The organism is Streptomyces sp. NPDC059224 (genome assembly GCF_042754285.1).
In the GTDB taxonomy this organism is placed as follows: Bacteria; Actinomycetota; Actinomycetes; order Streptomycetales; family Streptomycetaceae; genus Streptomyces.
This window is the reverse complement of sequence record NZ_JBHZAN010000029.1, coordinates 126,951-153,665: the sequence shown is the minus strand read 5'-3', so window position 1 is coordinate 153,665 and position 26,715 is coordinate 126,951. Positions and strand designations below refer to the sequence as shown.

28 protein-coding genes are annotated in these 26,715 nt (G+C 72.8%); 19 read left to right on the top strand and 9 right to left on the bottom strand.

All coding sequences use genetic code 11. The annotated features are described in order from the left end of the window. Positions 1–151 precede the first annotated feature (151 nt). The gene (locus ACFXI4_RS30750; RefSeq protein WP_384997049.1) at positions 152–454 is read right to left on the bottom strand and encodes a hypothetical protein; all 303 of its coding nucleotides are present in this window, start codon (positions 452–454) and stop codon (positions 152–154) included. Between the two features lie 58 nt (positions 455–512). Here ACFXI4_RS30750 and ACFXI4_RS30745 point away from each other — a divergent pair, with 58 nt between their 5' ends. Then, entirely contained in the window at positions 513–1,304 is a 792-nt protein-coding gene (locus ACFXI4_RS30745) for an MBL fold metallo-hydrolase (protein ID WP_384997047.1), read from the top strand. Here the strand turns inward: ACFXI4_RS30745 and msrB are convergent. The 4 genes from msrB to ACFXI4_RS30725 all read right to left on the bottom strand — a co-directional run bounded on the left by msrB (position 1,232) and on the right by ACFXI4_RS30725 (position 4,644). Continuing rightward, the gene (msrB, locus tag ACFXI4_RS30740; protein WP_384997045.1) at positions 1,232–1,639 is read right to left on the bottom strand and encodes a peptide-methionine (R)-S-oxide reductase MsrB; all 408 of its coding nucleotides are present in this window, start codon (positions 1,637–1,639) and stop codon (positions 1,232–1,234) included. The genes ACFXI4_RS30745 and msrB overlap by 73 nt on opposite strands. Before the next feature lie 13 nt (positions 1,640–1,652). Beyond that, positions 1,653–3,041, bottom strand: coding sequence for a UDP-N-acetylmuramate--L-alanine ligase (gene murC, locus ACFXI4_RS30735; protein ID WP_384997043.1), 1,389 nt, complete (start codon positions 3,039–3,041; stop codon positions 1,653–1,655). A 194-nt stretch (positions 3,042–3,235) separates the two neighbouring features. Further along, a complete protein-coding gene (locus tag ACFXI4_RS30730; protein WP_362717553.1) occupies positions 3,236–3,709 on the bottom strand; it encodes an indole-3-glycerol phosphate synthase in 474 nt (157 codons plus the stop codon). A gap of 155 nt (positions 3,710–3,864) precedes the next feature. Next, the gene (locus tag ACFXI4_RS30725) at positions 3,865–4,644 is read right to left on the bottom strand and encodes a pyrimidine reductase family protein (protein WP_384997041.1); all 780 of its coding nucleotides are present in this window, start codon (positions 4,642–4,644) and stop codon (positions 3,865–3,867) included. A 37-nt stretch (positions 4,645–4,681) separates the two neighbouring features. On the opposite strand from ACFXI4_RS30725, the gene zapE reads away from it, so the two are divergent. The 13 genes from zapE (at position 4,682) to ACFXI4_RS30660 (ending at position 17,620) form a co-directional block, all read left to right on the top strand. Then, positions 4,682–5,788, top strand: a complete 1,107-nt coding sequence (zapE, locus tag ACFXI4_RS30720; RefSeq protein WP_384997039.1) for a cell division protein ZapE — start codon at positions 4,682–4,684, stop codon at positions 5,786–5,788. A gap of 192 nt (positions 5,789–5,980) precedes the next feature. Next, entirely contained in the window at positions 5,981–6,376 is a 396-nt protein-coding gene (locus tag ACFXI4_RS30715) for a hypothetical protein (RefSeq protein WP_384997037.1), read from the top strand. 87 nt (positions 6,377–6,463) lie between these two features. Next, positions 6,464–7,042, top strand: coding sequence for a carbonic anhydrase (locus ACFXI4_RS30710; RefSeq protein ID WP_362723645.1), 579 nt, complete (start codon positions 6,464–6,466; stop codon positions 7,040–7,042). A gap of 8 nt (positions 7,043–7,050) precedes the next feature. Further along, positions 7,051–8,505 (top strand): SulP family inorganic anion transporter, encoded by a 1,455-nt coding sequence (locus ACFXI4_RS30705; protein ID WP_384997035.1) that lies wholly within the window; start codon positions 7,051–7,053, stop codon positions 8,503–8,505. 144 nt (positions 8,506–8,649) lie between these two features. Continuing rightward, complete coding sequence (locus ACFXI4_RS30700) at positions 8,650–9,543, top strand: slipin family protein (protein ID WP_384997033.1); 894 nt, start codon at positions 8,650–8,652, stop codon at positions 9,541–9,543. A 163-nt stretch (positions 9,544–9,706) separates the two neighbouring features. Continuing rightward, positions 9,707–10,537 carry a polysaccharide deacetylase family protein gene (locus ACFXI4_RS30695; protein WP_384997031.1) on the top strand — a complete coding sequence of 277 codons (831 nt, stop codon included), beginning with the start codon at positions 9,707–9,709 and terminating at the stop codon, positions 10,535–10,537. 18 nt (positions 10,538–10,555) lie between these two features. Further along, complete coding sequence (locus tag ACFXI4_RS30690) at positions 10,556–10,762, top strand: hypothetical protein (RefSeq protein WP_384997029.1); 207 nt, start codon at positions 10,556–10,558, stop codon at positions 10,760–10,762. Positions 10,763–10,956: 194 nt separating this feature from the next. Next, positions 10,957–11,673 (top strand): peptidyl-tRNA hydrolase, encoded by a 717-nt coding sequence (locus tag ACFXI4_RS30685; protein WP_384997027.1) that lies wholly within the window; start codon positions 10,957–10,959, stop codon positions 11,671–11,673. Positions 11,674–11,779: 106 nt separating this feature from the next. Beyond that, positions 11,780–12,571, top strand: coding sequence for a DUF4142 domain-containing protein (locus tag ACFXI4_RS30680; protein ID WP_384997025.1), 792 nt, complete (start codon positions 11,780–11,782; stop codon positions 12,569–12,571). A 126-nt stretch (positions 12,572–12,697) separates the two neighbouring features. Continuing rightward, positions 12,698–13,963 carry a DUF692 domain-containing protein gene (locus tag ACFXI4_RS30675; RefSeq protein WP_384997065.1) on the top strand — a complete coding sequence of 422 codons (1,266 nt, stop codon included), beginning with the start codon at positions 12,698–12,700 and terminating at the stop codon, positions 13,961–13,963. 199 nt (positions 13,964–14,162) lie between these two features. Further along, positions 14,163–14,957: a DUF4142 domain-containing protein gene (locus ACFXI4_RS30670; RefSeq protein WP_384997023.1), complete on the top strand. Its 795-nt coding sequence runs from the start codon at positions 14,163–14,165 to the stop codon at positions 14,955–14,957. A gap of 96 nt (positions 14,958–15,053) precedes the next feature. Then, complete coding sequence (locus tag ACFXI4_RS30665) at positions 15,054–15,833, top strand: TIGR04222 domain-containing membrane protein (protein ID WP_384997021.1); 780 nt, start codon at positions 15,054–15,056, stop codon at positions 15,831–15,833. Positions 15,834–15,985: 152 nt separating this feature from the next. Then, positions 15,986–17,620: an alpha/beta hydrolase gene (locus ACFXI4_RS30660; RefSeq protein WP_384997019.1), complete on the top strand. Its 1,635-nt coding sequence runs from the start codon at positions 15,986–15,988 to the stop codon at positions 17,618–17,620. A 6-nt stretch (positions 17,621–17,626) separates the two neighbouring features. Here the strand turns inward: ACFXI4_RS30660 and hemQ are convergent, their stop codons facing one another. Both hemQ and hemG read right to left on the bottom strand, forming a co-directional pair. Then, the gene (gene hemQ, locus ACFXI4_RS30655) at positions 17,627–18,358 is read right to left on the bottom strand and encodes a hydrogen peroxide-dependent heme synthase (RefSeq protein ID WP_384997017.1); all 732 of its coding nucleotides are present in this window, start codon (positions 18,356–18,358) and stop codon (positions 17,627–17,629) included. 5 nt (positions 18,359–18,363) lie between these two features. After that, entirely contained in the window at positions 18,364–19,863 is a 1,500-nt protein-coding gene (hemG, locus tag ACFXI4_RS30650) for a protoporphyrinogen oxidase (protein WP_384997015.1), read from the bottom strand. 154 nt (positions 19,864–20,017) lie between these two features. Here hemG and ACFXI4_RS30645 point away from each other — a divergent pair, with 154 nt between their 5' ends. Next, complete coding sequence (locus ACFXI4_RS30645; protein WP_384997013.1) at positions 20,018–20,902, top strand: DUF4349 domain-containing protein; 885 nt, start codon at positions 20,018–20,020, stop codon at positions 20,900–20,902. A 37-nt stretch (positions 20,903–20,939) separates the two neighbouring features. Then, on the top strand, positions 20,940–22,325 hold the full coding sequence (locus ACFXI4_RS30640; protein ID WP_384997011.1) for an FAD-dependent oxidoreductase: 1,386 nt from the start codon (positions 20,940–20,942) through the stop codon (positions 22,323–22,325). A 74-nt stretch (positions 22,326–22,399) separates the two neighbouring features. Here the strand turns inward: ACFXI4_RS30640 and ACFXI4_RS30635 are convergent, their stop codons facing one another. After that, a complete protein-coding gene (locus ACFXI4_RS30635) occupies positions 22,400–22,702 on the bottom strand; it encodes a hypothetical protein (RefSeq protein ID WP_384997009.1) in 303 nt (100 codons plus the stop codon). 131 nt (positions 22,703–22,833) lie between these two features. Between ACFXI4_RS30635 and ACFXI4_RS30630 the strand changes: the two genes are divergently transcribed. Further along, positions 22,834–23,658: a rhomboid family intramembrane serine protease gene (locus tag ACFXI4_RS30630; RefSeq protein ID WP_362729018.1), complete on the top strand. Its 825-nt coding sequence runs from the start codon at positions 22,834–22,836 to the stop codon at positions 23,656–23,658. Between the two features lie 10 nt (positions 23,659–23,668). Here the strand turns inward: ACFXI4_RS30630 and hemE are convergent, their stop codons facing one another. Continuing rightward, positions 23,669–24,736, bottom strand: coding sequence for a uroporphyrinogen decarboxylase (gene hemE / locus ACFXI4_RS30625; protein WP_362729020.1), 1,068 nt, complete (start codon positions 24,734–24,736; stop codon positions 23,669–23,671). Between the two features lie 97 nt (positions 24,737–24,833). Here hemE and ACFXI4_RS30620 point away from each other — a divergent pair, with 97 nt between their 5' ends. Both ACFXI4_RS30620 and ACFXI4_RS30615 read left to right on the top strand, forming a co-directional pair. Then, entirely contained in the window at positions 24,834–25,511 is a 678-nt protein-coding gene (locus ACFXI4_RS30620; RefSeq protein WP_362729022.1) for a DUF3000 domain-containing protein, read from the top strand. A gap of 309 nt (positions 25,512–25,820) precedes the next feature. After that, complete coding sequence (locus ACFXI4_RS30615; RefSeq protein WP_123973178.1) at positions 25,821–26,483, top strand: response regulator transcription factor; 663 nt, start codon at positions 25,821–25,823, stop codon at positions 26,481–26,483. Positions 26,484–26,715: the final 232 nt, after the last annotated feature.

Here is a 26,715-nt window from a genome sequence, read left to right as displayed (position 1 = left end):
GTAAGATTATTTCCAGGCTTTTTTATACCAGCCGGAATAAAACAAGGGGGCCTTCAACCCCGCGCCCCCCGCCTTCGTGCCCCGCCGGCCCGCCCCCACCGCCACCGGCGCGCCCCCCCGGGCCCCCCCCCGCCGTGCCGGCGACGGGCCGTCAGTCACGGACCGCACGGATCGCACGGATCGCACGGAACAGCAGCTCGCCCGACTCGGCCCACCGGTCCACCACGTCCGTACGGCCGTGCAGCACGTCCGAGATGTGCTGCGTGCCGAAGAAGGCGGAGACCAGCACCCGTGCGGCCGCCTGCGGCGAGACCCCCTCCCGCAGCTCGTCCGCGTCGGCGGCGGCGACCAGCAGGGACTCCAGCAGCTCCGTCCAGTCCACGTACGGCGTCGGCAGTTCCGCGTCGATGTGCGGGCGCTCGATCTGCAGGCGTGCCCCCGCCTGCACGATCACGTCGTCGCGGAAGGCCAGGGCCGCCCGCTCCGGGCGGATCGCCGCCTCGGCCGGCGGTGTGCTCGTCGAGCGCGGGCGGCACAGACTGCTGATCGACGTGGGTCTCGGCGGCAACGTCCTGTCGCCCGCGCTCGGCGTCTCCCGCGGCGGCGCCCTGCTGAAGACGCTGCGGGGGCTCCGGGTGGCCCCGGAGTCCGTGGGTACGGTGGCCTTCACCCACCTGCACACCGACCACACCGGGGTCGGCTTCGTCCCGGACCGGCACCAGGAGCTGCACAAGGCGTTCCCGGGCGCCGACTACCTGGTGGCGGCGGCCGAATGGAGTCCGTTCTGGCGGGGCGAGATCACGGTGGGGGCGCCGTCCTGGGACGGCTTCATGGTGCCGATGTCCCGCGTGCTGCGGCAGTTCGGGAACGGCGACGAGGTGTGGCCGGGCGTCACCGCCCTGATCACCCCGGGCCACAGCCCGGGGCACACCACCTACGTGGTCTCGGCGTCGCGCGGCCGCCGGATCCTGGTCCTCGGGGACGCCTTCCACACGCCCGCGCAGCTGACCCACCCCGAGTGGCCCTCCGGCCCGGACGTGGACGTCGAAGGTGTGCTGGAGGCCCGCAGGACCCTGCTGGAGCAGTTGCTGGCACCCCGCACGTACGCCTTCGCGTTCCACTTCGGCGACCAGGCCTTCGGCCGCGCCGTACGGGACGCGTCCGGTGGCGGCCGGCACCGGCCCGGGCACTCCTGCCCAGCCCGGTCCGGCTCCCCTGACCCGCCGCGGTCTCAGCTCTCGTCGGGGGCCAGGCGCAGCGAGATGGAGTTGATGCAGTACCGCTGGTCGGTCGGCGTCCCGTAGCCCTCGCCCTCGAAGACGTGCCCGAGGTGCGAGCCGCACCGCGCGCAGCGCACCTCGGTGCGCACCATCCCGTGGGTGCGGTCCTCGACCAGTTCGACCGCGTCGGTGTCCTTCGGGTCGTAGAAGGACGGCCACCCGCAGTGGGACTCGAACTTCGTGGTGGAGGTGAACAGCTCCGCACCGCAGGCACGACAGGAGTAGACACCCTTGGTCTTGGTGTCGGTGTACTCACCGACGAAGGCCGGCTCGGTCGCCGCCTGACGCAGCACGGCGTACTCGGCCGGGGTCAGCTCCGCCCGCCACTGCTCGTCCGGCTTGTCGACGTCGTACGACATGACTCTCAGCCCCTTACTTCGCCAGGCGTTCAAGGATCTTCGGGCCCAGGTCGGTCACATCGCCCGCGCCCATGGTGAGAACCAGATCACCGGGCTTCGTCATTCCCGCGAGCACGGAGGGGACCTCGGCCTTGTCGTGGACGGCGGTGACGTCGGCGCCCGCGGCCCGTGCCGCCTCGATGATCAGCTCGCTGGTGACACCGGGTACCGGGTCCTCGCGCGCCGGGTAGATGTCCAGGACCACCGACGCGTCCGCGAGGGCCAGCGCCTCGCCCATCTCCTTGCCCAGCTCCTGGGTGCGGGAGAACAGGTGCGGCTGGAAGACGACCAGGATCCGGGCGTCGCCGGCGGCGGCGCGCATGGCCTCCAGGTCGGCGGTCATCTCGGTGGGGTGGTGGGCGTAGGAGTCGATCACCTGGACGCCGGCCGCCTCCCCCTTGAGCTGGAGGCGGCGCTTGACGCCCGTGTACGCGGCGAGAGCGGGCGCCAGCTCGGCGGCAGGGACCCCGAGGGCCACGCCCGCGGCGAGCGCGGCGACGGCGTTGTGCGCGTAGTGCCGGCCGGGCACCGAGACCGTGAAGGTCAGCCCGGTCCCCTCCATCTCGATGGTGACCTCGCTCTTCAGACCCTGCGGTACGACGGACAGCACCCGCACGTCGGCGTCGGCGGCGGCGCCGTAGGTCACCGTCCGGACCTTCCCGCCCAGCCGCCGGGTCAGCTCCCGCGCGCCCTCCTGGTCCGCGTTGATCACCAGCGTGCCACCGGGCACGATCCGGCCGGCGAAGGTCTCGAAGGACTCGTAGATCTCGTCCATGGAGGCGTAATTGGCGTGGTGGTCGAGCTCCACGTTGAGGACGATGGCGACCTCGGGCGCGTACTTGTGGAAGCTGCGGTCCGATTCGTCCGCCTCGGCGACGAAGATCTCGCCCTCGCCGTGCAGGGCGTTGGAACCGGGGGCGCCCAGGTCGCCGCCGATGGCGTACGACGGTTCGCGGCCCAGCTCGGTCAGCGAGACGGCCAGCATCGAGGTGGTCGTGGTCTTGCCGTGGGTGCCCGCGACGGCGATCGGCCGCGCGCCGTCCATCAGGGCGGCGAGGGCGTCCGAGCGGTGCACCACGGGGATGCCCAGCTCGGCCGCGCGCGCCAGCTCGGGGTTGTCCGCGCGGATCGCCGACGAGACGACGACACAGCTGGCGTCGTCGGCCAGGTGCCCGGCCGCGTGTCCGATGTGCACGGTGACGCCCAGCGCCCGCAGCGCCTCGGCGGTGGCCGACTCCTTGGCGTCGCTCCCGGCCACCTCGGCGCCGCGCTGGGCGAGGATCTTGGCGATCCCGGACATCCCGGCGCCGCCGATCCCGATGAAGTGCGGTCGCTCCATGGCGGAAGGAAGGCCGGGTGCCATGTGTTTCTCCCCAGATACGGTGCGTGCGAAAGCAGTCTTAGCCTATGTGCTCAGCCACCGGGTGCCGTGCAACGGGCACCCGCGTCAGCGCCCCTTCGAGGGGGCGCGAGGCCGTGTCGACACGCGGCTCCGCCGCAGGGGCGCGACCAGCCACGACGCATCCGCACCCGCCGGCGCCCCCGTCCCGCCGGCGCCTACGCCTTGCTGTGCGAGAACAGCTTCAGCACCGGCACGCCCACCTTGTGCCGCGCCCGGGACGCCCAGTCCCGGTGGAAGAACTCCTCCACGTAGTGCGGATCGGTCAGCACGATCACCTCGTCCGCGCCGACCTCTTCCACCACCGATCTGAGCGCGTCCAGCGGGTGGTCCTCGACCATCCGCCCGTGCGCCGTGCTCCCCGCCGCCCGCAGGGCCGCCAGGGACACGTCCAGCGCCTGTTCGGCCGGACCCTTCGCCGCGTCGCCCTCCGGCGTCTCCCGCTCGCGTGCGGCTTCGTCCAGTTCGCCGAGTGCGATGTCGTCGATGGCCCGCAGCAGGCGGTCCGCCTGGTCTCCGCGCGGCTGCAGCAGTACGTGGAAGGTGACCTGCTCGTCCCCGTGCAAGGTGGTGACGAATTCCACGTCGGCGGACGTCAGGGCCTTCTCGATCATCAGAACGCTTGTGAACACGAGGCGCCTCTTCTCCTGAGGGGGCCGCTTGGACCCTCTGTCCTCCCTGGGGCCTAGCCAGCCCTGCGGAAACCATCCTGCCCCGTGATCGCACGGGTACTGCCGGATTCAGTGTGCCCGCCGGAAGCTAAGCGGAACGGTGGACTCCGCCGAATTCAGGACCGCCGGTAGCGGCTGAACAGGAATCCGGCCTCCTCCAGCAGGGACACTAGTTCGAAACGCCTGGGGACGGTGACACCGGGGCCCCCGGAAATGCGCTGCGCCCCTCCCGCCGTGAGCATCGGGGACATCGTCAGGCACAGCTCGTCCAGGACGTCGGAGGCGATGAACTGCCCGAGCAGCCGGGGTCCGCCCTCGGTGAGCAACCGGGTGAGGCCGAGGCCGGCGAGGGCGCTCAGGGCGCGGGCGGGGTCGACGCCGACGCCGTCACCGGCGACCACCACCCGGGCGCCGGCCTGCTCGGCCGCGGCGACGCGGTCGGGTGCGGCCGCCGCACCGGTGAGGATCAGGGTGGGCACCAGCGGCGAGGTGAACAGCGGGAGCGTGAAGTCGAGGTCCAGGCTCGCGGTGACGACGGCGACCGCGGGAGCCGGGCCCTGCCCCGCCGCCGCCCGGGCCCCGGCGAACTCCGCCCGCGCGCGGGCCGGCCGGTACCCCTCCTGACGTACCGTTTCCGCACCCACGACCACGACATCGGCGAGGGCCCGCAGGGTGCCGAAGATCCGCATGTCGGCGGCGCTGGAGATGGGCTGCGACCGTCCGTCGTGCTGGGCCGCGCCGTCGAGCGTGGACACCATGTTGCCCCGCAGCCACACCCCCGGCCCCTCGGGATAGCCGTAGGCGCGCGCCAGCTCGGCCAGACTCCACTCCCCCCCGGCCGGACCGCCGGATACCGGGGCCGCTGTCTCTTCGGTCACAGGGAACAGGCGTCGCATGTCGTGCAGTGTGGCACGGCAACTACCATGGATGACCGTGTCGTCTTCTCCCGCCGCCTCCGAGGTCAGCCCCATAGCCGACGCGGCCCCGCTGTCGCTGTGCGCCCGCTCCCCGCACGTCCCCGCGGACCGGCTGGTCGCCGAGATGGTGCCGCCGCCCCGCTTCGACTCGGTCCGCTTCGCCACGTACATCCCGGACCCGAACCAGCCGAGCCAGACCGCGGCCGTACGCGTCCTCGAAGGGTTCGCGGCCGGCCTCGGCGGAGCGCACGCGGCGGCCGGCGGCAAGCGGGGTTTCTTCGGCCTCGGGAAGGCCAGGGCACCGAAGGCTCCGGCCGGGCCCCGCGGGGTCTACCTCGACGGCGGGTACGGCGTCGGCAAGACCCACCTGCTCGCCTCGCTCTGGCACGCCACCCCGGCCGAGCCCGCGCTGAAGGCGTTCGGCACCTTCGTGGAGCTGACGAACCTGGTCGGCGCGCTCGGCTTCCAGCAGACCGTGCAGACCCTCTCCGGCCACCGCCTGCTGTGCATCGACGAGTTCGAGCTGGACGACCCCGGCGACACGGTCCTGGTTTCGACGCTGCTGGGCCGCCTGGTCGACGCGGGGGTCGCGCTCGCCGCCACCTCCAACACGCTGCCGGGCAAGCTCGGCGAGGGCCGGTTCGCGGCGGCCGACTTCCTGCGCGAGATCCAGGGCCTGTCGGCCCGCTTCCGGGCCCTGCGCATCGACGGCGAGGACTACCGCCACCGCGGTCTGCCCGAGGCGCCGGCGCCGTTCTCCGAAGAACAGGTGGCCAAGTCGGCCTACGCCACCCCGGACGCCTCGCTCGACGACTTCCCGCAGCTCCTGGACCACCTGGCGAAGGTGCACCCGAGCCGGTACGGCGCGCTGACCGACGGCGTGGCGGCGGTCTGCCTCACCGACGTGCGGCCGGTGCCGGACCAGTCGACCGCACTGCGGCTGGTGGTCCTCGCGGACCGGCTCTACGACCGGGAGATCCCGGTCCTGGCCGCCGGGCTGCCCTTCGACAGGCTGTTCAGCGAGGAGATGCTGAACGGCGGCTACCGGAAGAAGTACTTCCGCGCGATATCCCGGCTCACCGCCCTGGCCCGGGACGCCAAGGGGCTCGTCGCCGCCGAGTAGACCCCGCTATTCGATCAAAATCGCGGGTCAAGAGCTCGATCGAGCCACCCGACCGGCATTTTTCACGCTCTCTTCAGTTCGCAGCACCCAGTTGACCCTGCAAACGGCCCTGCAGGGTTAACGTGTTTCTTGACCAACCATTGACCTGTGTTTGGTGCGCACAAGAGGCGCGAACTGCTGCGAGGGGGGCACATGTTCCGTGGTACGACGGCCCGGACCGTATTCCCGCTCCTGGCCGCCGCCCTGCTCGCCGTCCAGCTCTTCGCGCCCGCGGCAACATTCGCAACCGCGCACACACTCCGTCATGTCGAGGCCAAGGCCCAACCCGGTCCGAAGCCCTCGGCGGCGTTCGTGCGCGACGACTCGCACGCCCTCCTCGACCGCGGCCGCTGCGGGGCACCCCCCAGCCCGCCGCAGGCCGCCGACCGCCATCGCAGCGCGACCGCCGGCCGGGCCGACGACCGTCCGTCCACCGCCCGGCACACCGAGGCGATACCGGCCCCGCCGGCCCCCGCGACCGCGCACCAGCGCACGCCCAGAGCGTCCAGAACCCACGCGCCGGCCGCGCTTCAGGTCTTCCGCCGCTGAGCGACGGGCTCCGCCCGCTCGCCCCCCCCACAACCGTCGTGCAAGCCCGACGCGCCGCTCCGGCGCGCCAGGAGGAGTCCACAGATCATGCAGCCCCTCATCGACAACGCCCGTACGTTCGGACAGCGCCCTGAGGAGTTCGCCAAGCTCGCCGCAGGCCAGTCCCCGCAGGTGCTCTTCATCACCTGCTCCGACTCCAGGGTCGTTCCGGCCCTGATCACCGGCGCCCGCCCGGGCGAGCTCTTCGAGCTGCGCACTGCGGGCAACATCGTCCCCCCGTACGCCTCGGTCCACCCCACCAGCGAGGCGGCCACCATCGAATACGCCGTGGAGGTGCTCGGCGTCCGCGACGTCGTCGTCTGCGGACACTCGCACTGCGGCGCCGTCGGCGCGCTGGTGCGCGGCGACGACCTGACCGCCGTACCCGCCGTACGGGACTGGCTGGCCCGTGCCGAGCCACGCCCGACCGGGGCGGTCGAGGATCCGGCCGTCGCCGAGGGCGTGCAGAACCACGTGCTCGCCCAGCTGCTGCGGCTGCGCTCCTATCCGTTCATCGACAGGAAGCTGGCGCGGGACGAGCTGACCCTGCGCGGCTGGTACTACGAGGTCCACACCGGTGCCGTGCGCGAACACCGCGCCGAGACCGACGCGTTCGAAACCCTGTGAGCGTCGCGATGACCAAGTTTTCCCAGATGAAACAGGACTTCACCGCCTCTCTCGTCGTCTTCCTGGTCGCGCTCCCGCTCTGCGTGGGCGTGGCCGTGGCCTCCGGTGTACCGGCCGAACTCGGCCTGGTCACCGGCATCGTGGGCGGTCTCGTCACCGGCATGCTGCGGGGCAGCAGCCTTCAGGTGTCGGGGCCGGCCGCCGGTCTGACCGTGCTCGTCTTCGAGGCGGTGCGGGAGTTCGGGCTGCCGTTGCTCGGTGTGATCGTGCTGGTCACCGGCGTGCTCCAGATCGCCATGGGTGTGCTGCGGCTCGGCCGCTGGTTCCGGGCCATCTCGGTCTCCGTGGTCGAGGGCATGCTGGCCGGAATCGGCCTGGTCCTGATCGCCGGTCAGCTGTACCCGGCGCTCGCCGCCAAGGCCCCGGAGTCGGGACCCGGCAAGATAGCCGGACTGCCCCGGGCGTTCACGGACGCTCTGGGGGACGGCGGGGCGCTGGCCTCACTCGCCCTCGGTGCGGGCACCGTCGCGGTCCTCGTGCTGTGGACGTACCTCCCCGCGAAGGCGCGGACGGTTCCGGGCCCCCTGGCCGCCGTCGGGCTCGCCACCCTGGCCGCGTTCCTGCTGAGCCTCCCGGTCGCCACCGTCGAGGTGCACGGGCTGCTGGACTCCGTGCAGCCGCCGCCGCTGAGCGCCTTCGGCGAACTGGCGGGTCTCGGGGTGATCGGCACGATCGTCGCGTTCACGCTGATCGCGTCCGCCGAGTCGCTGTTCAGCGCGGCGGCCGTGGACCGGCTGCACAAGGGTCCGCGCACCCAGTACAACCAGGAGCTGATCGCGCAGGGCGTGGGCAACGCGCTCTGCGGGGTGCTCGGCGCGCTGCCGATGACCGCGGTGATCGTGCGCAGCGCGGCCAACGTGCAGGCGGGCGCCCGGACCAAGGCGTCCCGGGTGCTGCACGGCCTCTGGCTGCTGCTGTTCGCCGCACTGCTGCCAGGAGCCCTCGCATACATACCGGTCCCGGCGCTGGCCGGGGTCCTGGTCTACTCGGGTGCCAGGCTGATCCCCGTGCGCGCGCTGACCGTGCTCTGGCGCGAGCACCGGGGCGAGGCACTGGTCCTGGTCGTCACCGCGGTGTCGATCGTGGCGGTCAGCATGTTCGAGGGCGTGCTCGTCGGGCTGGCCCTGTCCATCGTCAAGACCGCCTGGGAGGCCTCGCACATCAAGCTGGAGGTGGTCGACAAGGGCGCCGGCCCGATCGACGCCAGTCTGTCCGGCAACGCGACGTTCCTGCGGCTGCCCAAGATCCTCGACAGCCTGGAGGCGCTGCCCCACGACCGCCCGATCCGGGTGGACCTGTCGGGGCTGCACCACCTCGACCACGCCTGCCGGACCGCGCTGGAGGGCTGGGCCGAGCGGCACAGCGACGCCGGCACCGAACCGGTGAGGGTCACGGCCGTCTGAACCGGCGGCCGCTCCCGGGCCGGGACGCCGACGCCCCTCGGCATCCCGGCCCGGACCCGCTCCCGGCGGGCGTGGCCCGGGACCACTCACGGGGCATATCGTTGCAGTGTCAGACATAGCGGACCTCTCTGGTTGGAGGTCGTGATGGTTCAGGAGCTGCTGGTCGCGGTGGTGGTGGCGCTGTGCGTGGGCGCGCTGTACCTGGCCGCCGGGGCGCGGGTCGTCAAGCAGTACGAACGGGGTGTCCTGTTCCGGCTCGGCCGGGTCACCGGTGCCGTACGACAGCCCGGATTCAATCTGGTGATCCCGTTCGCGGACCGGCTGCACAAGGTCAACATGCAGATCGTCACCCTGCCGGTCCCCGCGCAGGAGGGCATCACCCGCGACAACGTCACGGTGCGCGTGGACGCGGTCGTCTACTTCCGGGTGGTCGACGCGGTGAGCGCGCTGGTCAAGGTCGAGGACTACAAGTTCGCCGTCTCACAGATGGCCCAGACCTCGCTGCGGTCGATCATCGGCAAGAGCGACCTCGACGACCTGCTCTCCAACCGCGAGCAGCTCAACCAGGGCTTGGAGCTGATGATCGACAGCCCGGCCGTGGGCTGGGGCGTGCAGGTCGACCGGGTCGAGATCAAGGACGTGTCGCTGCCGGACACGATGAAACGGTCGATGGCCCGCCAGGCCGAGGCCGACCGGGAGCGCAGGGCCCGGATCATCAACGCCGACGCCGAGTTCCAGGCCTCGAAGAAGCTGGCCGAGGCGGCCCAGCAGATGGCGAGCACCCCGGCGGCCCTGCAACTGCGCCTGCTGCAGACGATCGTGGCGGTGGCGGCCGAGAAGAACTCCACCCTGGTCCTGCCCTTCCCCGTGGAGCTGCTGCGCTTCCTGGAGCGGGCCCAGCAGCCCACGCCGAACGGCGGCGCCGGGCTCGGCCCTCCCGGCCTCTCCGCACCCGGGCAACCCGACCCCGGCGAACGGCGTGCCCGAGCCGAGGAAGCACCCGAAGTGGACGGACGGCAGCGACCCCGCTCCTCGTGACCTGCTCCGGGGCACGGGCGGCAGGCACGGTGGAAGGCCAGCCCCGGCCGTGCCCGCCGCCGCCCGGGTGACCGTGGCGGTCCCGGCGTCGCGCCACCCCAAAAAAACGGACAATCCAACCTACGTTCATAGGGTGATCCGATCAGTACGCCGTCTTACCGGTATGACCGTCGCCAGCGTCGCCCTGGGCGCCGCGCTCGCCGCCTGCGGCACCGCCCAGGCTCCCCACACCGGCCACACCGGCCACCCGGCCCCCGCCAGGCCCGCTCCGGCCGCCAAGCCGCCCACGCTCCCCGCGCGCCCGGGCGGTCCGGCGCGCGTCTTCTCCAACGGCCCGCGCACCCTGGGCAAGACCGTCGCCCTGACCTTCGACGCCGACATGACCGCCGACCAGGGACCCCGCGCGGCCTCCGGCGAGCACTTCGACAACCCCGCCCTGATCGCGACCCTGCGCCGGCTGAAGGTGCCGGCCACGGTCTTCATGACCGGCCGCTGGGCCGACGAGTACCCGGACCAGGCCCGCTCGCTGGGCCGCGACCCGCAGTTCGAGGTCGCCAACCACTCCTACAGCCACTACGCGTTCACCGGCGACTGCTACGGCCTGCCGACCGTCGCCGCCGCGAACATGAAGTCGGACGTGGAGCGCGCCTACGCGGCCCTGCTGAGGGCGGGCGTACCGCATCCGATGCCGTACTTCCGTTTCCCCGGCGGCTGTTACGACCAGCAGGCGCTGCGCGCGGTCGGCTCGCTCGGGGTCACCGCGGTGCAGTGGGACGTGGTGAGCGGCGACGCGTTCGCGACCGACGCCGACGCCGTGACCCAGCAGGTGCTGGACGGGGTCAAGCCCGGGTCCGTGGTCGTCATGCACTGCACGCGCAGCGCCGCCCCGACCACCGAGGAGGTGGTCCGCCACGTCGTACCGGAACTGCGCAACCGGGGCTTCCGCTTCGTGAAGGTGTCCGAGCTGATCGGCGAGACCCCCGGTCACCGCTGACCGTCCTGCCGCCGAGGCATGAGCGACGAGGGCTACTGCACGATCACCGGGACCGCGAAGCCGCCGACGGCGGACGGTCCGCCGTACGCGACGCTCGAACGCAGCCGAGCGTGGGGGAGCGTGCTGTGCCGGGAGCCGGCCGAGTACCCGGAGTCGTACGAGGGCATCACGATGTGCCCGGCCCGCGAGTGGCAGAAGGCCCAGCGGAGCGCCTGCTCCGGGTGAGCGGCGGCCGTTGAGGACGCACGCCACGGTGAAGGCCGCCACGGTGAAGGCCGCGCCGCGGCCAGGGGCAGCGGTGACAGCGGGACCCGGTGGCGGGTTCCGGCCGTGCGCGGTCCGCCGGCGCGCGGGGGCGGTCGGCCCGCGCGCCGGGGCCGCACATCGGCTGCGCCCCGCACCCTTGTAGGTTGGCCGGTGTGAGTGAAGTTCCCACGCGCCCCAGCGACAGTCCCTTCCGGCCGGAGCCCACCAGGCGGGACGAGGCGCCTCAATTCGTGCTGCCGCTCGTCGTACGGATCGAGAAAGCGGCTCCGCCCGCCCGCACCGACGCCCTGGAGACCGCCGCCCGGGCCGTGCTGACCATGCTCAGTGACCCGCGGGCGCTCGGGGACGGCGAATGGGCGCAGGCGATCCGGGACTGGGAGGACGCCCGGATCCGCAAGGTCGTGCGGCGGGCCCGGGGGGCCGAGTGGCGGCGGGCCGGGGAGCTGCCCGGGATCACCCTCGCGGGGAAGTCCGCCGAGGTGCGGGTGTTCCCGCCGGTTCCCCTGGACGGCTGGCCCAGGGAGCTGGCGAAGTTGCAGGTGTCCGGGACGGAGCTGGACGACCCCGAACCGCCCGCCGAAGCCGACCGGGCGCAGGCCGTGCTGTGGCTGAACCCCGAGTTGGAGATGTCCGCCGGCAAGGCGATGGCTCAGGCCGGGCACGGGGCCCAACTGGCCTGGTGGGCGCTGCCGGAGGAGGAGCGCGAGGCCTGGCGCGAGGCCGGGTTCCCGCTCGCCGTGCGCGGCGCCGATCCCGCCGCATGGCGTGAACTGACCGGCAGCGGGCTGCCGTTGGTTCGGGATGCCGGGTTCACCGAGATCGCCCCGGGCAGCTGCACCGTCGTCGCGGACCATCCGGCCCTTCGCTGACCTGGGCTTTTTTGACTACCCTGACGAACTTTGCCGTTTGTTTGAACATCGCCGCCGTCCCACCCGTACGTCCGGTCACTGAACCAGCGACACGGGGAGGACTCCCTTGCGGCGTTTCAACGGTACGGCCATGATCATGGCGGTCCTCGCCGCCACGCTCGGCGCCCTCGCCTACCCCGTGTGGTCCTACGCCGACCGCTCCGGCACCGGGCAGGCGAACCTGGCGGCGGGGACCGTGGCCACCCGGTGGGGGCCGCTGACCGCCTCGGACCGCGACCTGATCGTGCGGGTCCGGCTGGCCGGGCTCTGGGAGCTGCCGGCCGGGCAGCAGGCCATCGAGCGGGCGCCGAGCGCCGAGATCAAGGAGGCCGGGGACCATCTGATCGTCGGCCACACCGATCTGGACCGGCGGGTCCGGATCGTCGCCGGGCAGCTGGGCGTCGAACTGCCCAACGTGCCCAACGAACAGCAGCAGGGCTGGCTCCAGGAGATGTCGACGGCGACCGGCGCGGAGTACGAGTACAAGTTCGTGAACCTGCTGCGCGCCGCGCACGGCAAGATCTTCCCGGCGATCGGCACGGTACGGAACACCACCCGCAACAGCCTGGTGCGGCAGTTGGCCTCGGACGCCAACCAGACCGTGCTGGACCACATCACGATCCTGGAGAAGACCGGGAAGGTCGACTTCGAGGCGATCGCCAACGAGGTCGCCGACTCCGCCACGGCCAGTCCGACCGGCCCGGCGGTGCCGGCGCCGGGGGTGGTCGTGCCCTCCGCTCCGGCCGCGCGGGCCGGTGGTGACGTGCGGGTCACGTCCAGGCCCTCGCCCGGCGCGCCGGGCACGGTGAACACGGCACGCCCGGACCCGGTGGACTCGCTGGGTGTGCTCGGCGGATAGCCGGCTCAGCTCCCCGGAGCGCGGACCCGAACCTCAAATGTTGCTCTGAAGCGGCAGGCAACGAGGTTCGCGGACGCGCTCCGGGGCCATACCCCCGTCAATCGGAGGAGGGGGAGGACCATGGTCCTGGAGCGGCTGGGAACGGGCATCGGCTGGCGGCCGGAGATCGCGGACGCCGTGGAGCGCATGCCCGGTGTCGACTGGGTCGAGGTCGTCGCCGAGAACACCTGCCCCGATCACCTCCCCGAGTCGCTGCGGCGGCTGCGCGAGCGCGGGGTGACGGTCGTACCGCACGGTGTCTCCCTCGGCCTCGGCGGCGCGGACCGCCCCGACGAGCACCGGCTCACGGCACTCGCCGAGCGGGCGGAGGCGCTGGGGTCCCCCCTCGTCAGCGAGCACATCGCGTTCGTCCGCGCGGGCGGGCCCCTGACGGCCTCACCGCTGCTGGAGGCGGGACACCTTCTCCCGGTCCCCCGCACCCGGGACGCGCTCGACGTCCTCTGCGAGAACGTCCGGATCGCCCAGGACGCGCTGCCCGTGCCGCTCGCCGTCGAGAACATCGCCGCGCTCATCTGCTGGCCGGGCGAGGAGATGACCGAGGGGCAGTTCCTGTACGACCTCGTCGACCGCACCGGGGTACGGCTGCTGATCGATGTGGCGAACCTGCACACCAACCGCGTCAACCGGGGTGAGGACCCGGCCGAGGCGCTCGCCGAACTCCCCGTCGAGGCCATCGCCTACGTCCATGTCGCGGGCGGCTTCGAGCGGGACGGTGTCTGGCACGACAGCCACGCCCACCCGGTGCCCCCGGAGGTCCTGGACGTGCTGACCGACCTCGCCTCCCGGGTCGCCCCGCCCGGAGTGCTGCTGGAGCGGGACGAGAACTTCCCCGGACCGGCCGCGCTGGAGCGGGAGCTGGCGGCGATCCGCGGGGCGGTCGCGGCGGGGGGCGCGCAGACCGGCCGCCGGTTCGCTCCCCCGGCGCCCGTGGCCGCGCCCGAGCTGACCGACGCCGCCCGGCAACGCGTCGGGCTGGGTCAGACGGCGGTGCTGTCCTCACTGGTCGCGGGGACCCCGGTACCGGAGGGGTTCGACCGGGTGCGGATGGGAGTGCAGGCGCGGGCGCTGGCGTCCAAGCGGGCGGACGTGGTGGCGAAGGTGGCGCCGGAGCTGCCGGAGATCCTGGGGGACGCCTACCGGCCGGCGTTCCTGGCGTATGCGCAGGTCCGGCCGATGACCGGCGGCTACCGGCGGGACGCGCTGGACTTCGCGGAGCGGTTGCTGCGCGAGGGGCGGACGGAAGGCTGGGCCTCGCGCCGCCGCCTGGAGAAGTGGTGGCGGGACCGGGCGGGCGCCACGCCCCGGCGAAGGGCACTGCTGCGGCGGGGGTGAACACGGCGCATCGCCAGGGCGCGGGGGTGCGGGGGCCATGCGGCTGCCGCCGCGCAGGGCGGGACCGGCCGGCCACGGGCCGCACCCGGCATCCGGCCCCAAACCATCACCACCCCCTCGACCCGGACCGCGCCCCACCCCCTCGGTAATATGCCAAACCCGCACAGCGAAGCCCCAGCCGTGCGGTGCAGGAGGCATCATGCGCGCGCGTCCCCGACCCCCCGTCCGAGGCCGAGGCATATTCACCGGCACCGGGTTGATCATCACCTGTCTCGCGGCGACCCTCGCCGCCCTGGTCTTCCCGGTCTGGTCGTACGCCGACCGCTCGGACCCGACCGGCTCGGTGAACGTGCTGAGCGCCCAGACCGTGTCGACCCGCTACGGCCCGCTGTCCGCCCCGGACCGGGACCTCGTCGTCAAGGTGCGGCTCGCCGGGCTCTGGGAGCTGCCGGCCGGGGAGATGGCGGAGCAGAAGGGCACCACCCAGGCCGTCCGGGCCGCCGGGCAGCACCTCATCGACGGACACACCACCCTGGACGCCCATGTGCGCAGCGTGGCCGGCGTGCTCGGCATACCGATCCCCAACCAGCCCAACGACCAGCAGCGGCAGTGGCTCGCCACGCTGGCCGGGGCACAGGGGCAGGACTTCGACCGGCAGTTCACGAACATCCTGCGGCTGGCCCACGGCCGGGTCTTCCCGGTCGTCGCCCAGGTCCGGGCCGACACCCAGAACATCCTGGTCCGCGGTCTCGCCGACGACGCCAACACCACCGTCCTGGACCACATCAAGATGCTGGAGGCCACGGGGTACGTCGACTTCGGCGCGCTGGCGCAGCAGTTGGCGGTCACTCCTTCCCCCGCCGTCTCACCGCCGGTCTTCGCGCCGGGCGACGCGATCCCGGTCACACCGTCCCCGGTGCCGGGCCCGCAGACGGCCTCGGCCTACCCGCTGCCGCCCGCCGCCTCCAGTCCCCCGCCGCCCGACAGCCCCTGACCTGCACGGAAAGTGGAACGTCACATACCGACAACGCTCGGTCCGGAATGTGAAAAGGGCATGGCGTTTCCCAAGCCCCTGGCATAGAAACGCGTCATGTTCTGGGTCCTTCTCCTGCTGCTGGCGTGGGCCGTCGCCGGCACGGCCTGCACGCGGCTGTGCCTGGCCGCCGTACGCACCGCGGCCACCGGCACGGACCCGGGCCGAGGCCACGACCTGACGCTGTACGAGGCCGCGTTCCTGTCCGGCGGGCCCGCGCGGGTCGCCGATCTGACGCTGGTGTCCATGGCCCGCCAGCAGCGGCTGCTGCTCGCCCACACCGGCTGGGCGACCGTCGTGGACCCGCGCGGGCGGGACGAGATGGAGCGCTCGGTGATAGGTGCCATCGGGCCCGAGGGGCAGTCGCGGATAGCGCCGGTGCGGTCGGCCGCGGCCGGCGCGGACGCCGTACGGAGCCTCGGCGAGGGGCTGGTGCGGGCCGGGCTCGCGGTGCCGGACGCGGCGGCACGTACGACGGTCGCGTCGGGCGTGCGCCAGGTCCGGGCCGCCGCGGTCGCCGTGACCGGCCTGGCGGTGGCCGCCCTGCTGCTGCCCGCCCCGACCGAGATGCCCCGCGACCTGGTCGCCGTGTGGTTCGCGCTGCCCCTCACGCTGACGCTGAGCTGCCTGGGCATCGCCCGGTTCGAGGTGCACCCCTACGCACGCTGGGCCTCCCCGGCCGGCCAGCGGCTGCTGGGCGGACTGCACCGCCGGACGAACCGGGCGGCCGACGACCACTCGTTCCTCGCCTCCGTCGCCGTCCGCGGCATCCGCGCGATCGGTGAACCGGAGCTGCGTGCGGCCTTCGCACACCGGGACCAGCTCCCGCGGGAGTGAGCGGGGGCGTACAGGGGCATTGGCGCCGACACCGGCCGACGGTGCTTGCCTTCGCCGACAACCGGTCGAAATATCCCTTTTACTGCTGCCGTGCAGTCGCTGCGGTGCCGTTGCTGCCGCGCCACGCAGCGACCGCACCGAAGGGATACGCCATGAGAGCCCCCGCCCTGTACTCGGCAGCCGGGTCCCTGATCCTCACCACCCTTGCCGCCGCCCCGGCCGGGAGCGCCCCCCGCGTCCCGGACACGACGGCCGAACTGCGCGGTACCGCAGTGGCCGCCGCACGGGCGCGCGAGGAGGGCATCGACTTCGGCACGTGCGCCGCCGCGCTGGACTACCCGAGTTCCTTCCAGTGCGGCACACTGAGCGTCCCGCTGGACTACGCGCATCCGGACGGCAAGCAGATCAGACTGACCGTCAGCCGGGTGCGTGCCACCCACAAGGACCCGCACAACAGCAAGCGCAAGGTGCCCCGGCAGGGCGCCCTGGTCTACAACCCGGGCGGTCCCGGCGCCTCCGGCATGGACTTCCCGATGGTCGGCGTGCTCCCCGAGTGGAAGCGCCTCGCCGCCGCCTACGACCTGGTCGGCTACGCCCCGCGCGGGGTGGACCGTTCGGCGCCGCTGTCCTGCGTGGACCCCAAGCGCTTCTTCAAGGCGCCCGCCCCGTCGCCGACGCACCCCTCGGCCGCGTACAAGAAGGCGCGGGTCGCGGAGGCGAAGGCGTACGCGCGCAGCTGCCTCAAGCGCTCCGGGAACAAGCTGAGGTACTTCACCTCGCTCAACAACGCCCGGGACCTGGACGTGCTGCGCGCCGGGCTCGGCGAGAACCGGCTGACCTTCATGGGTGCCTCCTACGGCACCTACTTCGGCGCGCTGTACGCCACCCTGTTCCCCTCGCACGTACGGCGGATGGTGCTGGACTCGGCGGTGAACCCCGACCCGGCGCAGATCTGGTACCGCGCCAACCTGGAGCAGTCGGCCGCGTTCGAGAGCCGCTGGGCGGACTTCCGGGGGTGGATCGCCCGGCACGACGGCGCATACGGGCTGGGGAAGACGGCCGCGAAGGTGCAGGCGAGCTACGACCGGGCGAGCAGGCGGCTGGCCAAGAAGGCGGCCGGCGGGAAGGTCGGGCCGGCGCAGTTGCAGAGCGCGTTCCTGTCGGCCGGGTACTACGACGACTACTGGCCGAGCCGCGCGGAGGCGCTCTCGAAGTTCCTGAAGGGGGACGCCAGGCCGCTGGTCAGGCTGGCGGCGCCGACGCCCGCGTCGGCCGCGGCCGCGGAGAACGGCAACGCGGTCTACACGGCCGTCGAGTGCAACGACGCGGCCTGGCCGACCGACTTCAGGACCTGGGACCGGGACAACACCCGGCTGGCCCGGGTGGCGCCGTTCGAGACCTGGGACAACGCCTTCATGAACCTTCCGTGCGCCTACTGGCCGGCGCCCCGGCAGAAGGCCCTGGACGTGCGGACCGGTCCCGGCGAGCTGGCGCCGACGCTGATCCTGCAGGCGGAGCGGGACGCGGCCACGCCCTACGCGGGCGCGCTGGAGATGAACCGGCGGCTGGCCGACTCGGTGCTGGTGACCGAGCGGGACGCGGGCACCCACGGCATCGGCGGCGGCCCCAACAAGTGCGTCAACGGCTATCTGGAGGCCTATCTGCTGGACGGCCGGCTCCCGGAGCGGCGGGCGTCCTGCGCGGGGCACCCGGAGCCGAAGCCGGCCGGCCGGGCCCAGCAGAAGAAGCTGCGGGACTCCCTGAAGGGCATGGCCGGCCGGCGCTGAGCGTCGTCAGGCGAGGCCCGCGACCAGTTCCGCGACGTCCTTGCGGCGGCCCGTGTAGAACGGGACCTCCTCGCGGACGTGCATCCGGGCCTCGGACGCCCGCAGGTGGCGCATGAGGTCGACGATGCGGTACAGCTCGTCGGCCTCGAAGGCCAGGATCCACTCGTAGTCGCCGAGCGAGAACGAGGCGACCGTGTTGGCGCGCACGTCCGGGTAGCCGCGGGCCATCTTGCCGTGGTCCGCGAGCATCCGGCGGCGGTCCTCGTCGGGCAGCAGGTACCAGTCGTACGAGCGCACGAACGGGTACACGCTGACGTAGTTGCGCGGCGTCTCGTCGGCGAGGAACGCCGGGATGTGCGAGCGGTTGAACTCGGCGGGGCGGTGCAGCGCCATGTTCGACCAGACCGGCGTGAGGGCGCGGCCGAGCTTCGTGCGGCGGAAGAGGTTGTACGCCTCCTGGAGCTGGTCGCTGTCCTCGGCGTGCCACCAGATCATCAGGTCGGCGTCGGCGCGCAGACCGGAGACGTCGTAGGTGCCGCGCACGGTCACGTCCTTGGCCGCGAGCTGGTCGAACAGCTCCTGGACCTCGTCGGCGTAGCCCGTGCGGTCCTCGGGCAGTACGTCCTTCAGCTTGAAGACCGACCACAGGGTGTAGCGGATGACCTCGTTGAGGTCCTTGGCCAGCTTGCCCTTGTTCGGGATCCGCTCGGCGGCGGTGGTGGGGGCGTCGTCACTCATGGTCCTTATTCTCCCGCTCCGCCGTGCAGGCTCTGCACCGGGTGGGCGGTGAGCTCGCGCACCGCCGTCAGGTCACCGCCCAGCTGGTCGACGGCCGCGTACGCGCTCGCGATGCAGGCGGGGATGCCCACCCCGTCGTACGGGGCGCCGCAGACCGCCAGGCCGGGGAGCGCGGCGACGTGCTCGCGGACGCGGGCCACGCGCGCGTGGTGGCCGACGGGGTACTGGGGCAGGCCGTCGGTCCAGCGGGTGACACGGGTGGCGAGGGGGGTGGCGGTCAGGCCGGTGGCCGCGCGCAGGTCGTGCCGGGAGAGGTCGACGAGGTCGCCGTCCGCGCGTCCCAGCACCTCCGTCTCGCCGTACCGCCCGACCGAGGTGCGCAGCACGACGACGTCCGGGTCCTCGTCGGCGATCCAGCCCCACTTCTGCGAGGCGAAGGTGGATGCCTTGATGGTGCGACCGTCGACGGGCGGCACCAGGAAGCCGCTGCCCTCGGGCAGGGCGAGGTCGGCGCGGCGGTAGGCGAGGGTGACCAGGGCCATCGAGGCGTACTCGACGGCGGCCAGTTCGGCCGCGGCGGCGGGCGCCTCGGCGCGCAGCAGGCCGGCGGCGACGGGCGCCGGGACGGCGACGACCACGGCGTCCGCGTACCGCACCCGGCCGCCGGCGACGACCCGCCACCCGGGGTGCGGGCCGGCCGCCCCCGCGCGGTCGCGGTCGAGGTCGCCGGACGCGCCCGGTGCCACCCGGCGCAGCTCGGTCACGGGGGCGCCGGTGACGATCTCGCCCCCGCGCGCCCGCACCGACGCGGCGACCGCCGGCGGCAGGGTGCCGACGCCGCCCTCGATGCCCATGAACACCGGGCCCGTCTGCTGGTTGGCGGCCGCCTTGGCCTGGATCTCGCGGACGGCCTCGGTCAGCGAGTCGTGCGTCCTGGCGGCCTGGTAGAGCTGCGGGACCGCCGAGCGCATCGAGATGCGGTAGGCGTCGCCCGCGTAGACCCCGCCGAGCAGCGGCTCGACCAGCCGGTCGACGACCTCCCGGCCCAGCCGCCCGGCCACGTACTCCCCCACCGCGACGTCGTCGCCGACCTCGGTGCGGGGCAGCTCGGCATCGCGCTCGACACGTGCCAGGCCCTCCTCGGACAGCACGCCGGACAGCGCCGCGGCGGTGCCGGGAACGCCCATGACATGGCCCTTGGGCATGGGACGCAGGGCGCCCCGGGTCCAGATCATGGCGGTGGCGGTGGCCGGTGGCCGCAGCCGGTCGCCGAGACCCGCCTCGCGCGCGAGGGCGACCGCCTCGGGCCGGCGGGCCAGCATCGACTCGGCGCCCAGGTCGACCCGTACGCCCGCGATCTCGCCGGGCAGCAGCTTGCCGCCGACTCTCTCCGAGGCCTCCAGCACGGTCACGCGCAGGCCGCGCTCCAGGAGCCGGTGGGCCGCGGCGAGCCCCGCGATCCCGGCCCCGACGACGATGACCTGTCCCGTGTCCGTTGCGCTCATGAGCCCACTCTCTCAAACGCCTCCGGCGCTCCCGACCCGGCCCGGTGACCGGGGCGCGTCCGGACCGTGACCGCATCGGGACCGTCGCGTCCAAACGTGCCGCACCGCCCCGGCGTCGAAGGAGCGTCAGTAATCACCACCCCCGGGGGGAACCATGCGACATCCCGTACGACCCGTCCTCGCCGGCCTCCTGCTGGCCGCCGCCCTCGTCCTGACCGGATGCAGCGCGGACGGCAGCTCCGCCGGCGACTCCGGCGACGCCAAGTCCGCCGTGGGCGCCGCCGCGCCCCAGGAGGCGGCGCAGGGCTCGGCGGGCGCCAAGGACAGCGCCGGCAGAAACACCGACAGGGCCCCCACGCTCACGGTGAACCGCATCATCCGTACCGCCTCCCTGACCGTGCAGGTCAAGGACGTGCCCAAGGCCCTGGACGAGGCCCGCACCACGGCCGAGAACGCCGGCGGCTACGTCGGCGACGAGACCACCACCCGGGGCTCCCAGGGCCGTGAACGCACCCGCGTGGTCCTGCGGGTCCCCACCGAGAAGTACGACGAGGTGCTCACCGACCTCCAGGGCGCGGGCAAGCTCCTCGACCGCACCGCCAAGGCCCGGGACGTCACCGACCAGGTAGTGGACGTGGACAGCCGCATCACGTCGCAGCGGGCCAGCGTGGCCCGGGTCCGCGAGCTGATGGACCGGGCCACCAAACTCAGTGACGTGGTCACCCTGGAAGGGGAGTTGAGCAGCCGGGAGGCCGACCTGGAGGCGCTGCTCGCCCGGCAGGCGTCCCTGAAGGACCGCACCGGTCTGGCCACCATCACCCTGTCGCTCACCGAGACGCCGGTGACGAGGGCCGCGAAGGACGACACGCCCGGGTTCGTGGACGCGCTGGCGGGCGGCTGGCACGTCTTCGTCACCATGCTGCGCTGGATCGCCCTGGCGCTGGGCGCGGCCCTGCCGTTCGCCGCCGTGGCGGCCCTGGCCGCGTTCCTGTGGTGGCGGGTCGTCCGCCGGCGCCGCACGCCCGGTGGGGAGACCTGAGGAAGCCCGAAAATCCGCCGCGCCGTAGCGTGTTCGCATGGACATGAGCGGTGGACGGGAACGACTGGTGGTGATCGGCGGGGACGCCGCGGGCATGTCCGCGGCGTCCCAGGCGCGCCGGCTGCGGGGACCGGACGAGCTGGAGATCGTGGCTTTCGAGCGCGGCCGCTTCAGCTCCTACTCGGCCTGCGGCATCCCCTACTGGGTCGGCGGTGACGTGGCGGAACGCGACGAGCTGATCGCCCGCTCGCCCGAGGAGCACCGGTCGCGCGACATCGACCTGCGGATGGGCACCGAGGTCACCGGGATCGACGTGGCCGGGAAACGGGTACGCGCGCGTGACGTCGCTTCCGGCGCCGAGTCCTGGACGCCGTACGACAAACTCGTCATCGGGACCGGCGCCCGGCCGATCCGTCCCGACATGCCGGGCGTGGACGCGCCGGGGGTGCACGGCGTGCAGACCCTGGACGACGGCCAGGCGCTGCTCGACACGCTGGCACGCACGCACGGCCGTCGCGCGGTGGTCGTCGGCGCCGGCTACATCGGCGTCGAGATGGCCGAGGCGATGATCAACCGGGACTACGAGGTGACGGTCGTCAACCGCGGCAGCGAGCCCATGTCCACGCTCGACCCGGACATGGGCCGCATGGTGCACGAGGCGATGGAGGGCCTCGGCATCACCATGGTCAACGACGCCGAGGTCACCAAGGTGCTCACCGGCGAGGACGGCGGTGTCCGCGCGGTGGCCACGGAGGACGGCGAGTACCCGGCGGACGTGGTGATCCTCGGCATCGGCGTCCGCCCGGAGACGAGCCTGGCCCGGGCGGCGGGCCTGCCCGTCGGCGAGCGCGGCGGCCTGCTCACCGACCTCGCGATGCGGGTCCGCGGCCACCAGGACATCTGGGCGGGCGGCGACTGCGTGGAGGTCCTGAACCTGGTCTCGGGACAGGAGCAGTACGTCCCGCTGGGCACCCACGCCAACAAGCACGGCCAGGTCATCGGCACCAACGTGGGCGGCGGTTACGCCACGTTCCCGGGTGTCGTCGGCACGGCCGTGAGCAAGGTCTGCGACCTGGAGATCGCCCGCACCGGCCTGCGCGAGAAGGACGCGCTGCGGGCGGGCCTGCGGTTCGAGACGGTCACCATCGAGTCCACCAGCCGCGCCGGGTACTACCCCGGCGCCAGCCCGATGACCGTCAAGATGCTCGCGGAACGCCGCACGGGCCGCCTTCTCGGCGTCCAGATCGTGGGGCGGGAGGGCGCGGCCAAGCGGGTCGACATCGCGGCGGTGGCCCTGACGGCGAACATGACCGTGGAACAGATGACGGCCCTGGACCTGGGCTACGCGCCCCCGTTCTCGCCGGTGTGGGACCCGGTACTGGTGGCGGCACGGAAGGCGGCGGTCAAGGTGAGCGCCCGGTAGGGGGCGCGGGGCTGTGCCTACGTGCGGCCACCGTCGCGTGGACGCGACCAGGTCCCGGGCACCCGCACCGCGTCCTAGGCCGTCCCGCTGATCCGCGGCAACGACGTCACCCCGGCACCACCCGGCGCGGTGGCCGGAGGCTGCGGTTCGATCCCCGGCCGCGCCGCGTGCGCCGCCGGCCGGGTCGACCGCAGCCGGTTGCTCACCGCCTCGTCCAGCGTCACCGGCCGCTGCATCTGCGCCGCCAGCCGTCCCGCCTCCTGACCGAGCCGCGCCACGTCCTCCCAGGGCAGCCGCACGACGAGGGAGATCTCCGCCTCGCCGTCCGGCATGGCCTGCATGGGAGGGAACCCCTGAGAAGCAACCCGCTCGTTCATCGCCTGGTCCTCACGTCGCCTGGAACCTCGCCCGAGGCTCATCGGTCGCAAGGACATACGCACCCGCGCGCGCCGACGTTCACCGGGCCGCCCCACGCTTCGGGCGCCCCCGCCCTGGGCACTAGTGAGCTGTGGTCATCCCCGTCCATGACGTCAACCCGGTGCGGCGCACGCCGTACGTGACGTACGCGCTCATCGCCGCGAACGTCCTCGTCTTCCTGTTCATGCCCGGCATATCCGGCTCGGTGGCCGGCAGCAGCGATCTGGCCCAGCTGTGCCATCTGCAGGCCTTCACGGACCACTACGCCGCGGTGCCCAGGGAGCTGATCCACCATCAGATGCCGGGGCTGGTGCCCACCGGCACCGTGGGGGTCGGCCGGAACGGCCCCGGCTGTGTCGTCGGGCCGCCCGCCTACGACAAGTCGCCGGTGCTGTCGGTCTTCACGGCGATGTTCCTGCACGGCAGTTGGCTGCATCTGCTGGGCAACATGCTGTTCCTGCTGATCTTCGGCAACAACGTCGAGGACCGGATGGGCCACGTCCGGTACTTCCTCTTCTACGTCGTCTGCGGCTACGCGGCCGGCTACGGCTTCGCGCTCCTCAACGACACCTCGGCGGACCCGCTGATCGGCGCGTCCGGCGCGATCGCCGGCGTCCTGGGGGCCTATCTCGTCCTGTATCCGAGGGCCAGGGTCTGGGTGCTGGTCCCGTTCCTGGTCTTCCTGCCCCTGCGGCTGCCGGCCTGGCTGGTGCTGGGCTTCTGGTTCGTGCTCCAGGCCGTGTACTCGTCCGGCGAGGGCGTCTCGGACGCCGGCACGGTGGCGTACGCGGCGCACATCGTCGGCTTCCTCGTGGGCATGCTGCTGGCCTGGCCGCTCAAGCCGGGCACGCCCCCGCCGCCGGAACCGCGCGGCCTGCTGTTCGGCAGGCGGGCCCGGCCCCGGCACGGCTGGTAGCGGGACCGGGTCAGCGGGCCGTCCGGGTGTGGACGTACTCGACCAGCCGGGTCAGCGCGTCCGGGTCGGTGGACGGCATCACCCCGTGGCCGAGGTTGAAGACATGGCCTTCGAGGCCGGCGGCCGCGTCGAGCACCTCGCGCGCCTTGGCCTCCACCGCGTCCTTGCCCGCGAACAGGACGGTCGGGTCGATGTTGCCCTGGAGCGCCTTGCCGGGCCCGACCCGGCGGGCGGCCTCGTCGAGCGGGACGCGCCAGTCGACGCCGACGACGTCCGCGCCGGCCTCACCCATGAGGTTCAGCAGCTCGCCGGTACCGACGCCGAAGTGGATGCGCGGGACGCCGTACCCCGAGACGGCCCCGAAGACCTTCGCGGAGGCGGGGAGCACCGAGCGGCGGTAGTCGGCGGGCGCCAGCGCGCCGGCCCACGAGTCGAAGAGCTGGACGGCGGAGGCGCCGGCCTCGATCTGGACCCTGAGGAACGCGGCCGTGATGTCGGCGAGGCGGTCCAGCAGGTCGGCCCAGAGTTCCGGGTCGCCGTACATCATCGCCTTGGCGTTCTCGTACGTGCGCGAGGGGCCGCCCTCGACGAGGTAGCTCGCGAGGGTGAACGGGGCGCCGGCGAAGCCGATCAGCGGGGTCGGTCCGAGCTCACGGGTGAGCATGCCGATCGCCTCGGTGACGTACGAGACGTCCTCGGGGGTCAGGTCGCGGAGCTGGGCGAGGTCGGCGCGGGTGCGGACCGGGTGCGCGACGACCGGGCCGACGCCGGGCTTGATGTCGAGGTCGACACCGATCGCCTTGAGCGGCACGACGATGTCACTGAAGTAGATCGCCGCGTCCACGTTGTGCCGGCGCACGGGCTGGAGCGTGATCTCGGTGACCAGCTCGGGCCGCATGCACGACTCCAGCATGGGGATGCCCTCGCGCACCTTGCGGTACTCCGGCAGCGAGCGGCCGGCCTGCCGCATGAACCACACGGGGGTGTGCGGCACGGGTTCACGCCTGCACGCCTTGAGGAAGGCACTGTCGTACGTCGCTGTCGGCTGCTGGCCCGCGGGGCTACCGTTCGCACTCACGACGGCAAGTCTCGCACGGCCCCGGACCCGGCGTGACCGCGCCCTTAGGTGGTGTCTCTCCCTGCGCGAAGGCGTCGTTCCCCTTACTCTTCCCCGCATGGCTGCGGCTCAGGGACGACTGTCGGACGGCGCTGGCGGAACGGGCGAGGGGAAAGGCACCGAGGAGGGCGAAGGACATAAGGGGAGTACGGCGCCACCGGCCTTCCGGGCCGCGGTCGACGCGCTGCGCGGCGCCCGGCTGCGGCCGCAGGTCGAGGTGGAACCGACGCCCGCACCGCAGCGTCTGGCCCCGTTCGCGTACGCCGTGGAGGCAGTGGTCGTCGACGGCGACCAGGACCTCGCCGACGGCCGTCTGGTGCTGCTGCACGATCCGGCCGGGCACGACGCCTGGCGGGGCACGTTCCGGCTGGTCACGCTGGTGCGCGCGGAGCTGGAGCCGGAGATGGCGGCCGATCCGCTGCTGCCGGACGTCTGCTGGTCGTGGCTCACCGGCGCCCTCCAGGCGCGCGGCCTGTCGTACGGGGAGCCGAGCGGGACCGTCACGCGGGCGAGTTCGCACTACTTCGGCGGGCTGTCCGAACGCCCGGCCGCCTCACAGATCGAGATCCGGGCCTCCTGGACGCCCCGGGAGGGCCGCGCCGGGGTCCCGGACACCGCAGCGCACCTCACCTCCTGGTGCGACCTGCTGGCACAGGTGGCGGGACTGCCGCCGGCCGCTCCCGGCGACGCGTCGGTGGTCACGCTGCCGCAGCGCCGTGACCCGCAGGCGCGCTAGACACCGCGTCCGGTCTCCCGTCCGTCACGAACGGGAGACCCGTTCACCCGGACCCCGGCGACCCACCCCTCATTGACCATCTCTTTGTCGATACGGCCACTTTCTGTCCCGTACGACAACAGGCCGAACCGATTCGATCTTCGGATGATCGATCGCGTGTCCGATTTGCGCGAATTATTGCTCACTAAATCGTGATCATTCTCTAAAGGCGGACGGGTTTGATGCCGAAGACGACTGTGACCTTGAAAGCACGGTTCGTCCCGGCTTCTTCCCCACAAGCCGGCCCCGTCCCCCACCCCAGGAGGCCTGGTGTCCGTTCTCCTTGAGCAGCCCGCAAGCCTGGTCGCCTACCGCCCGAACAAGCCCACCGCCATGGTGGTCGTGGCCGACCCGCGCGTCCGCTCCACCGTCACCCGCCACCTGTGGGCGCTCGGCGTGCGCGACGTCATCGAGGCCTCGTCCATCGCGGAGGCTCGTCCCCGCATCGGCAACCCCCGCGACATCTGCGTCGCCGACGTCCACCTCCCCGACGGCTCCGGCCTCACCCTCCTGTCCGAGACCCGCGCCGCGGGCTGGCCCAACGGCCTGGCCCTGTCCGCCGCCGACGACATCGGCGCGGTGCGCAACGCCCTGGCCGGTGGGGTCAAGGGCTACGTGGTCACCGGCACCCGCACCAACATCGGGCTCCCCACCCGACCGGGCGCCGCGCCCATCGGTTCCGCCGCCGCGCGTATGCACCGCCGCCCCCCGGGTGCCCCGAGCCACCCGGGCGGCTACCGCGAGCTCTCCGGCCGTGAGGTCGAGGTGCTCCGACTGGTCGCGGAGGGCCAGTCGAACAAGGCGATCGGCGTCTCGATGGGTCTGTCCGCCCTCACCGTCAAGAGCCACCTGGCCCGGATCGCCCGCAAGCTCGGCACCGGTGACCGCGCCGGGATGGTCGCCGTCGCCCTGCGCACCGGCATCATCCACTGACCGCTCGTTCACCCCGCACTCCACCGTTCAGCGACGTGAACCGGATCGGCCGCTGATCCGCTGTCACGTCTTACGGCGACGTCCCCCCGTTCGTGCACCTGATCTTTCACCGAGCTGACTGGTTTACGACCCCCCGGCGGCCCGGCGGGGGGACGGGAGGGGGGGGGGGGCCCGCCCCCCCACAAAAACAAGACGAAAGGGAACCCCCCCCCACAACCCCCCCCACACAAGG

What these genes read in the sequence shown, in the direction of transcription:
- ACFXI4_RS30670 (WP_384997023.1), top strand. Translation starts at nt 14,163, where the DNA reads ATGCGCGCGCGTCCCCGACCCCCCGTCCGAGGCCGAGGCATATTCACC.
- ACFXI4_RS30710 (WP_362723645.1), top strand. Translation starts at nt 6,464, where the DNA reads ATGCAGCCCCTCATCGACAACGCCCGTACGTTCGGACAGCGCCCTGAG.
- msrB (WP_384997045.1), bottom strand. Translation starts at nt 1,639, where the DNA reads ATGTCGTACGACGTCGACAAGCCGGACGAGCAGTGGCGGGCGGAGCTG.
- ACFXI4_RS30660 (WP_384997019.1), top strand. Translation starts at nt 15,986, where the DNA reads ATGAGAGCCCCCGCCCTGTACTCGGCAGCCGGGTCCCTGATCCTCACC.
- ACFXI4_RS30700 (WP_384997033.1), top strand. Translation starts at nt 8,650, where the DNA reads ATGGTTCAGGAGCTGCTGGTCGCGGTGGTGGTGGCGCTGTGCGTGGGC.
- hemQ (WP_384997017.1), bottom strand. Translation starts at nt 18,358, where the DNA reads ATGAGTGACGACGCCCCCACCACCGCCGCCGAGCGGATCCCGAACAAG.
- hemG (WP_384997015.1), bottom strand. Translation starts at nt 19,863, where the DNA reads ATGAGCGCAACGGACACGGGACAGGTCATCGTCGTCGGGGCCGGGATC.
- ACFXI4_RS30690 (WP_384997029.1), top strand. Translation starts at nt 10,556, where the DNA reads ATGAGCGACGAGGGCTACTGCACGATCACCGGGACCGCGAAGCCGCCG.
- ACFXI4_RS30620 (WP_362729022.1), top strand. Translation starts at nt 24,834, where the DNA reads ATGGCTGCGGCTCAGGGACGACTGTCGGACGGCGCTGGCGGAACGGGC.
- ACFXI4_RS30645 (WP_384997013.1), top strand. Translation starts at nt 20,018, where the DNA reads ATGCGACATCCCGTACGACCCGTCCTCGCCGGCCTCCTGCTGGCCGCC.
- ACFXI4_RS30725 (WP_384997041.1), bottom strand. Translation starts at nt 4,644, where the DNA reads ATGCGACGCCTGTTCCCTGTGACCGAAGAGACAGCGGCCCCGGTATCC.
- ACFXI4_RS30695 (WP_384997031.1), top strand. Translation starts at nt 9,707, where the DNA reads ATGACCGTCGCCAGCGTCGCCCTGGGCGCCGCGCTCGCCGCCTGCGGC.
- ACFXI4_RS30640 (WP_384997011.1), top strand. Translation starts at nt 20,940, where the DNA reads ATGGACATGAGCGGTGGACGGGAACGACTGGTGGTGATCGGCGGGGAC.
- ACFXI4_RS30665 (WP_384997021.1), top strand. Translation starts at nt 15,054, where the DNA reads ATGTTCTGGGTCCTTCTCCTGCTGCTGGCGTGGGCCGTCGCCGGCACG.
- ACFXI4_RS30635 (WP_384997009.1), bottom strand. Translation starts at nt 22,702, where the DNA reads ATGAACGAGCGGGTTGCTTCTCAGGGGTTCCCTCCCATGCAGGCCATG.
- ACFXI4_RS30705 (WP_384997035.1), top strand. Translation starts at nt 7,051, where the DNA reads ATGACCAAGTTTTCCCAGATGAAACAGGACTTCACCGCCTCTCTCGTC.
- ACFXI4_RS30715 (WP_384997037.1), top strand. Translation starts at nt 5,981, where the DNA reads ATGTTCCGTGGTACGACGGCCCGGACCGTATTCCCGCTCCTGGCCGCC.
- murC (WP_384997043.1), bottom strand. Translation starts at nt 3,041, where the DNA reads ATGGCACCCGGCCTTCCTTCCGCCATGGAGCGACCGCACTTCATCGGG.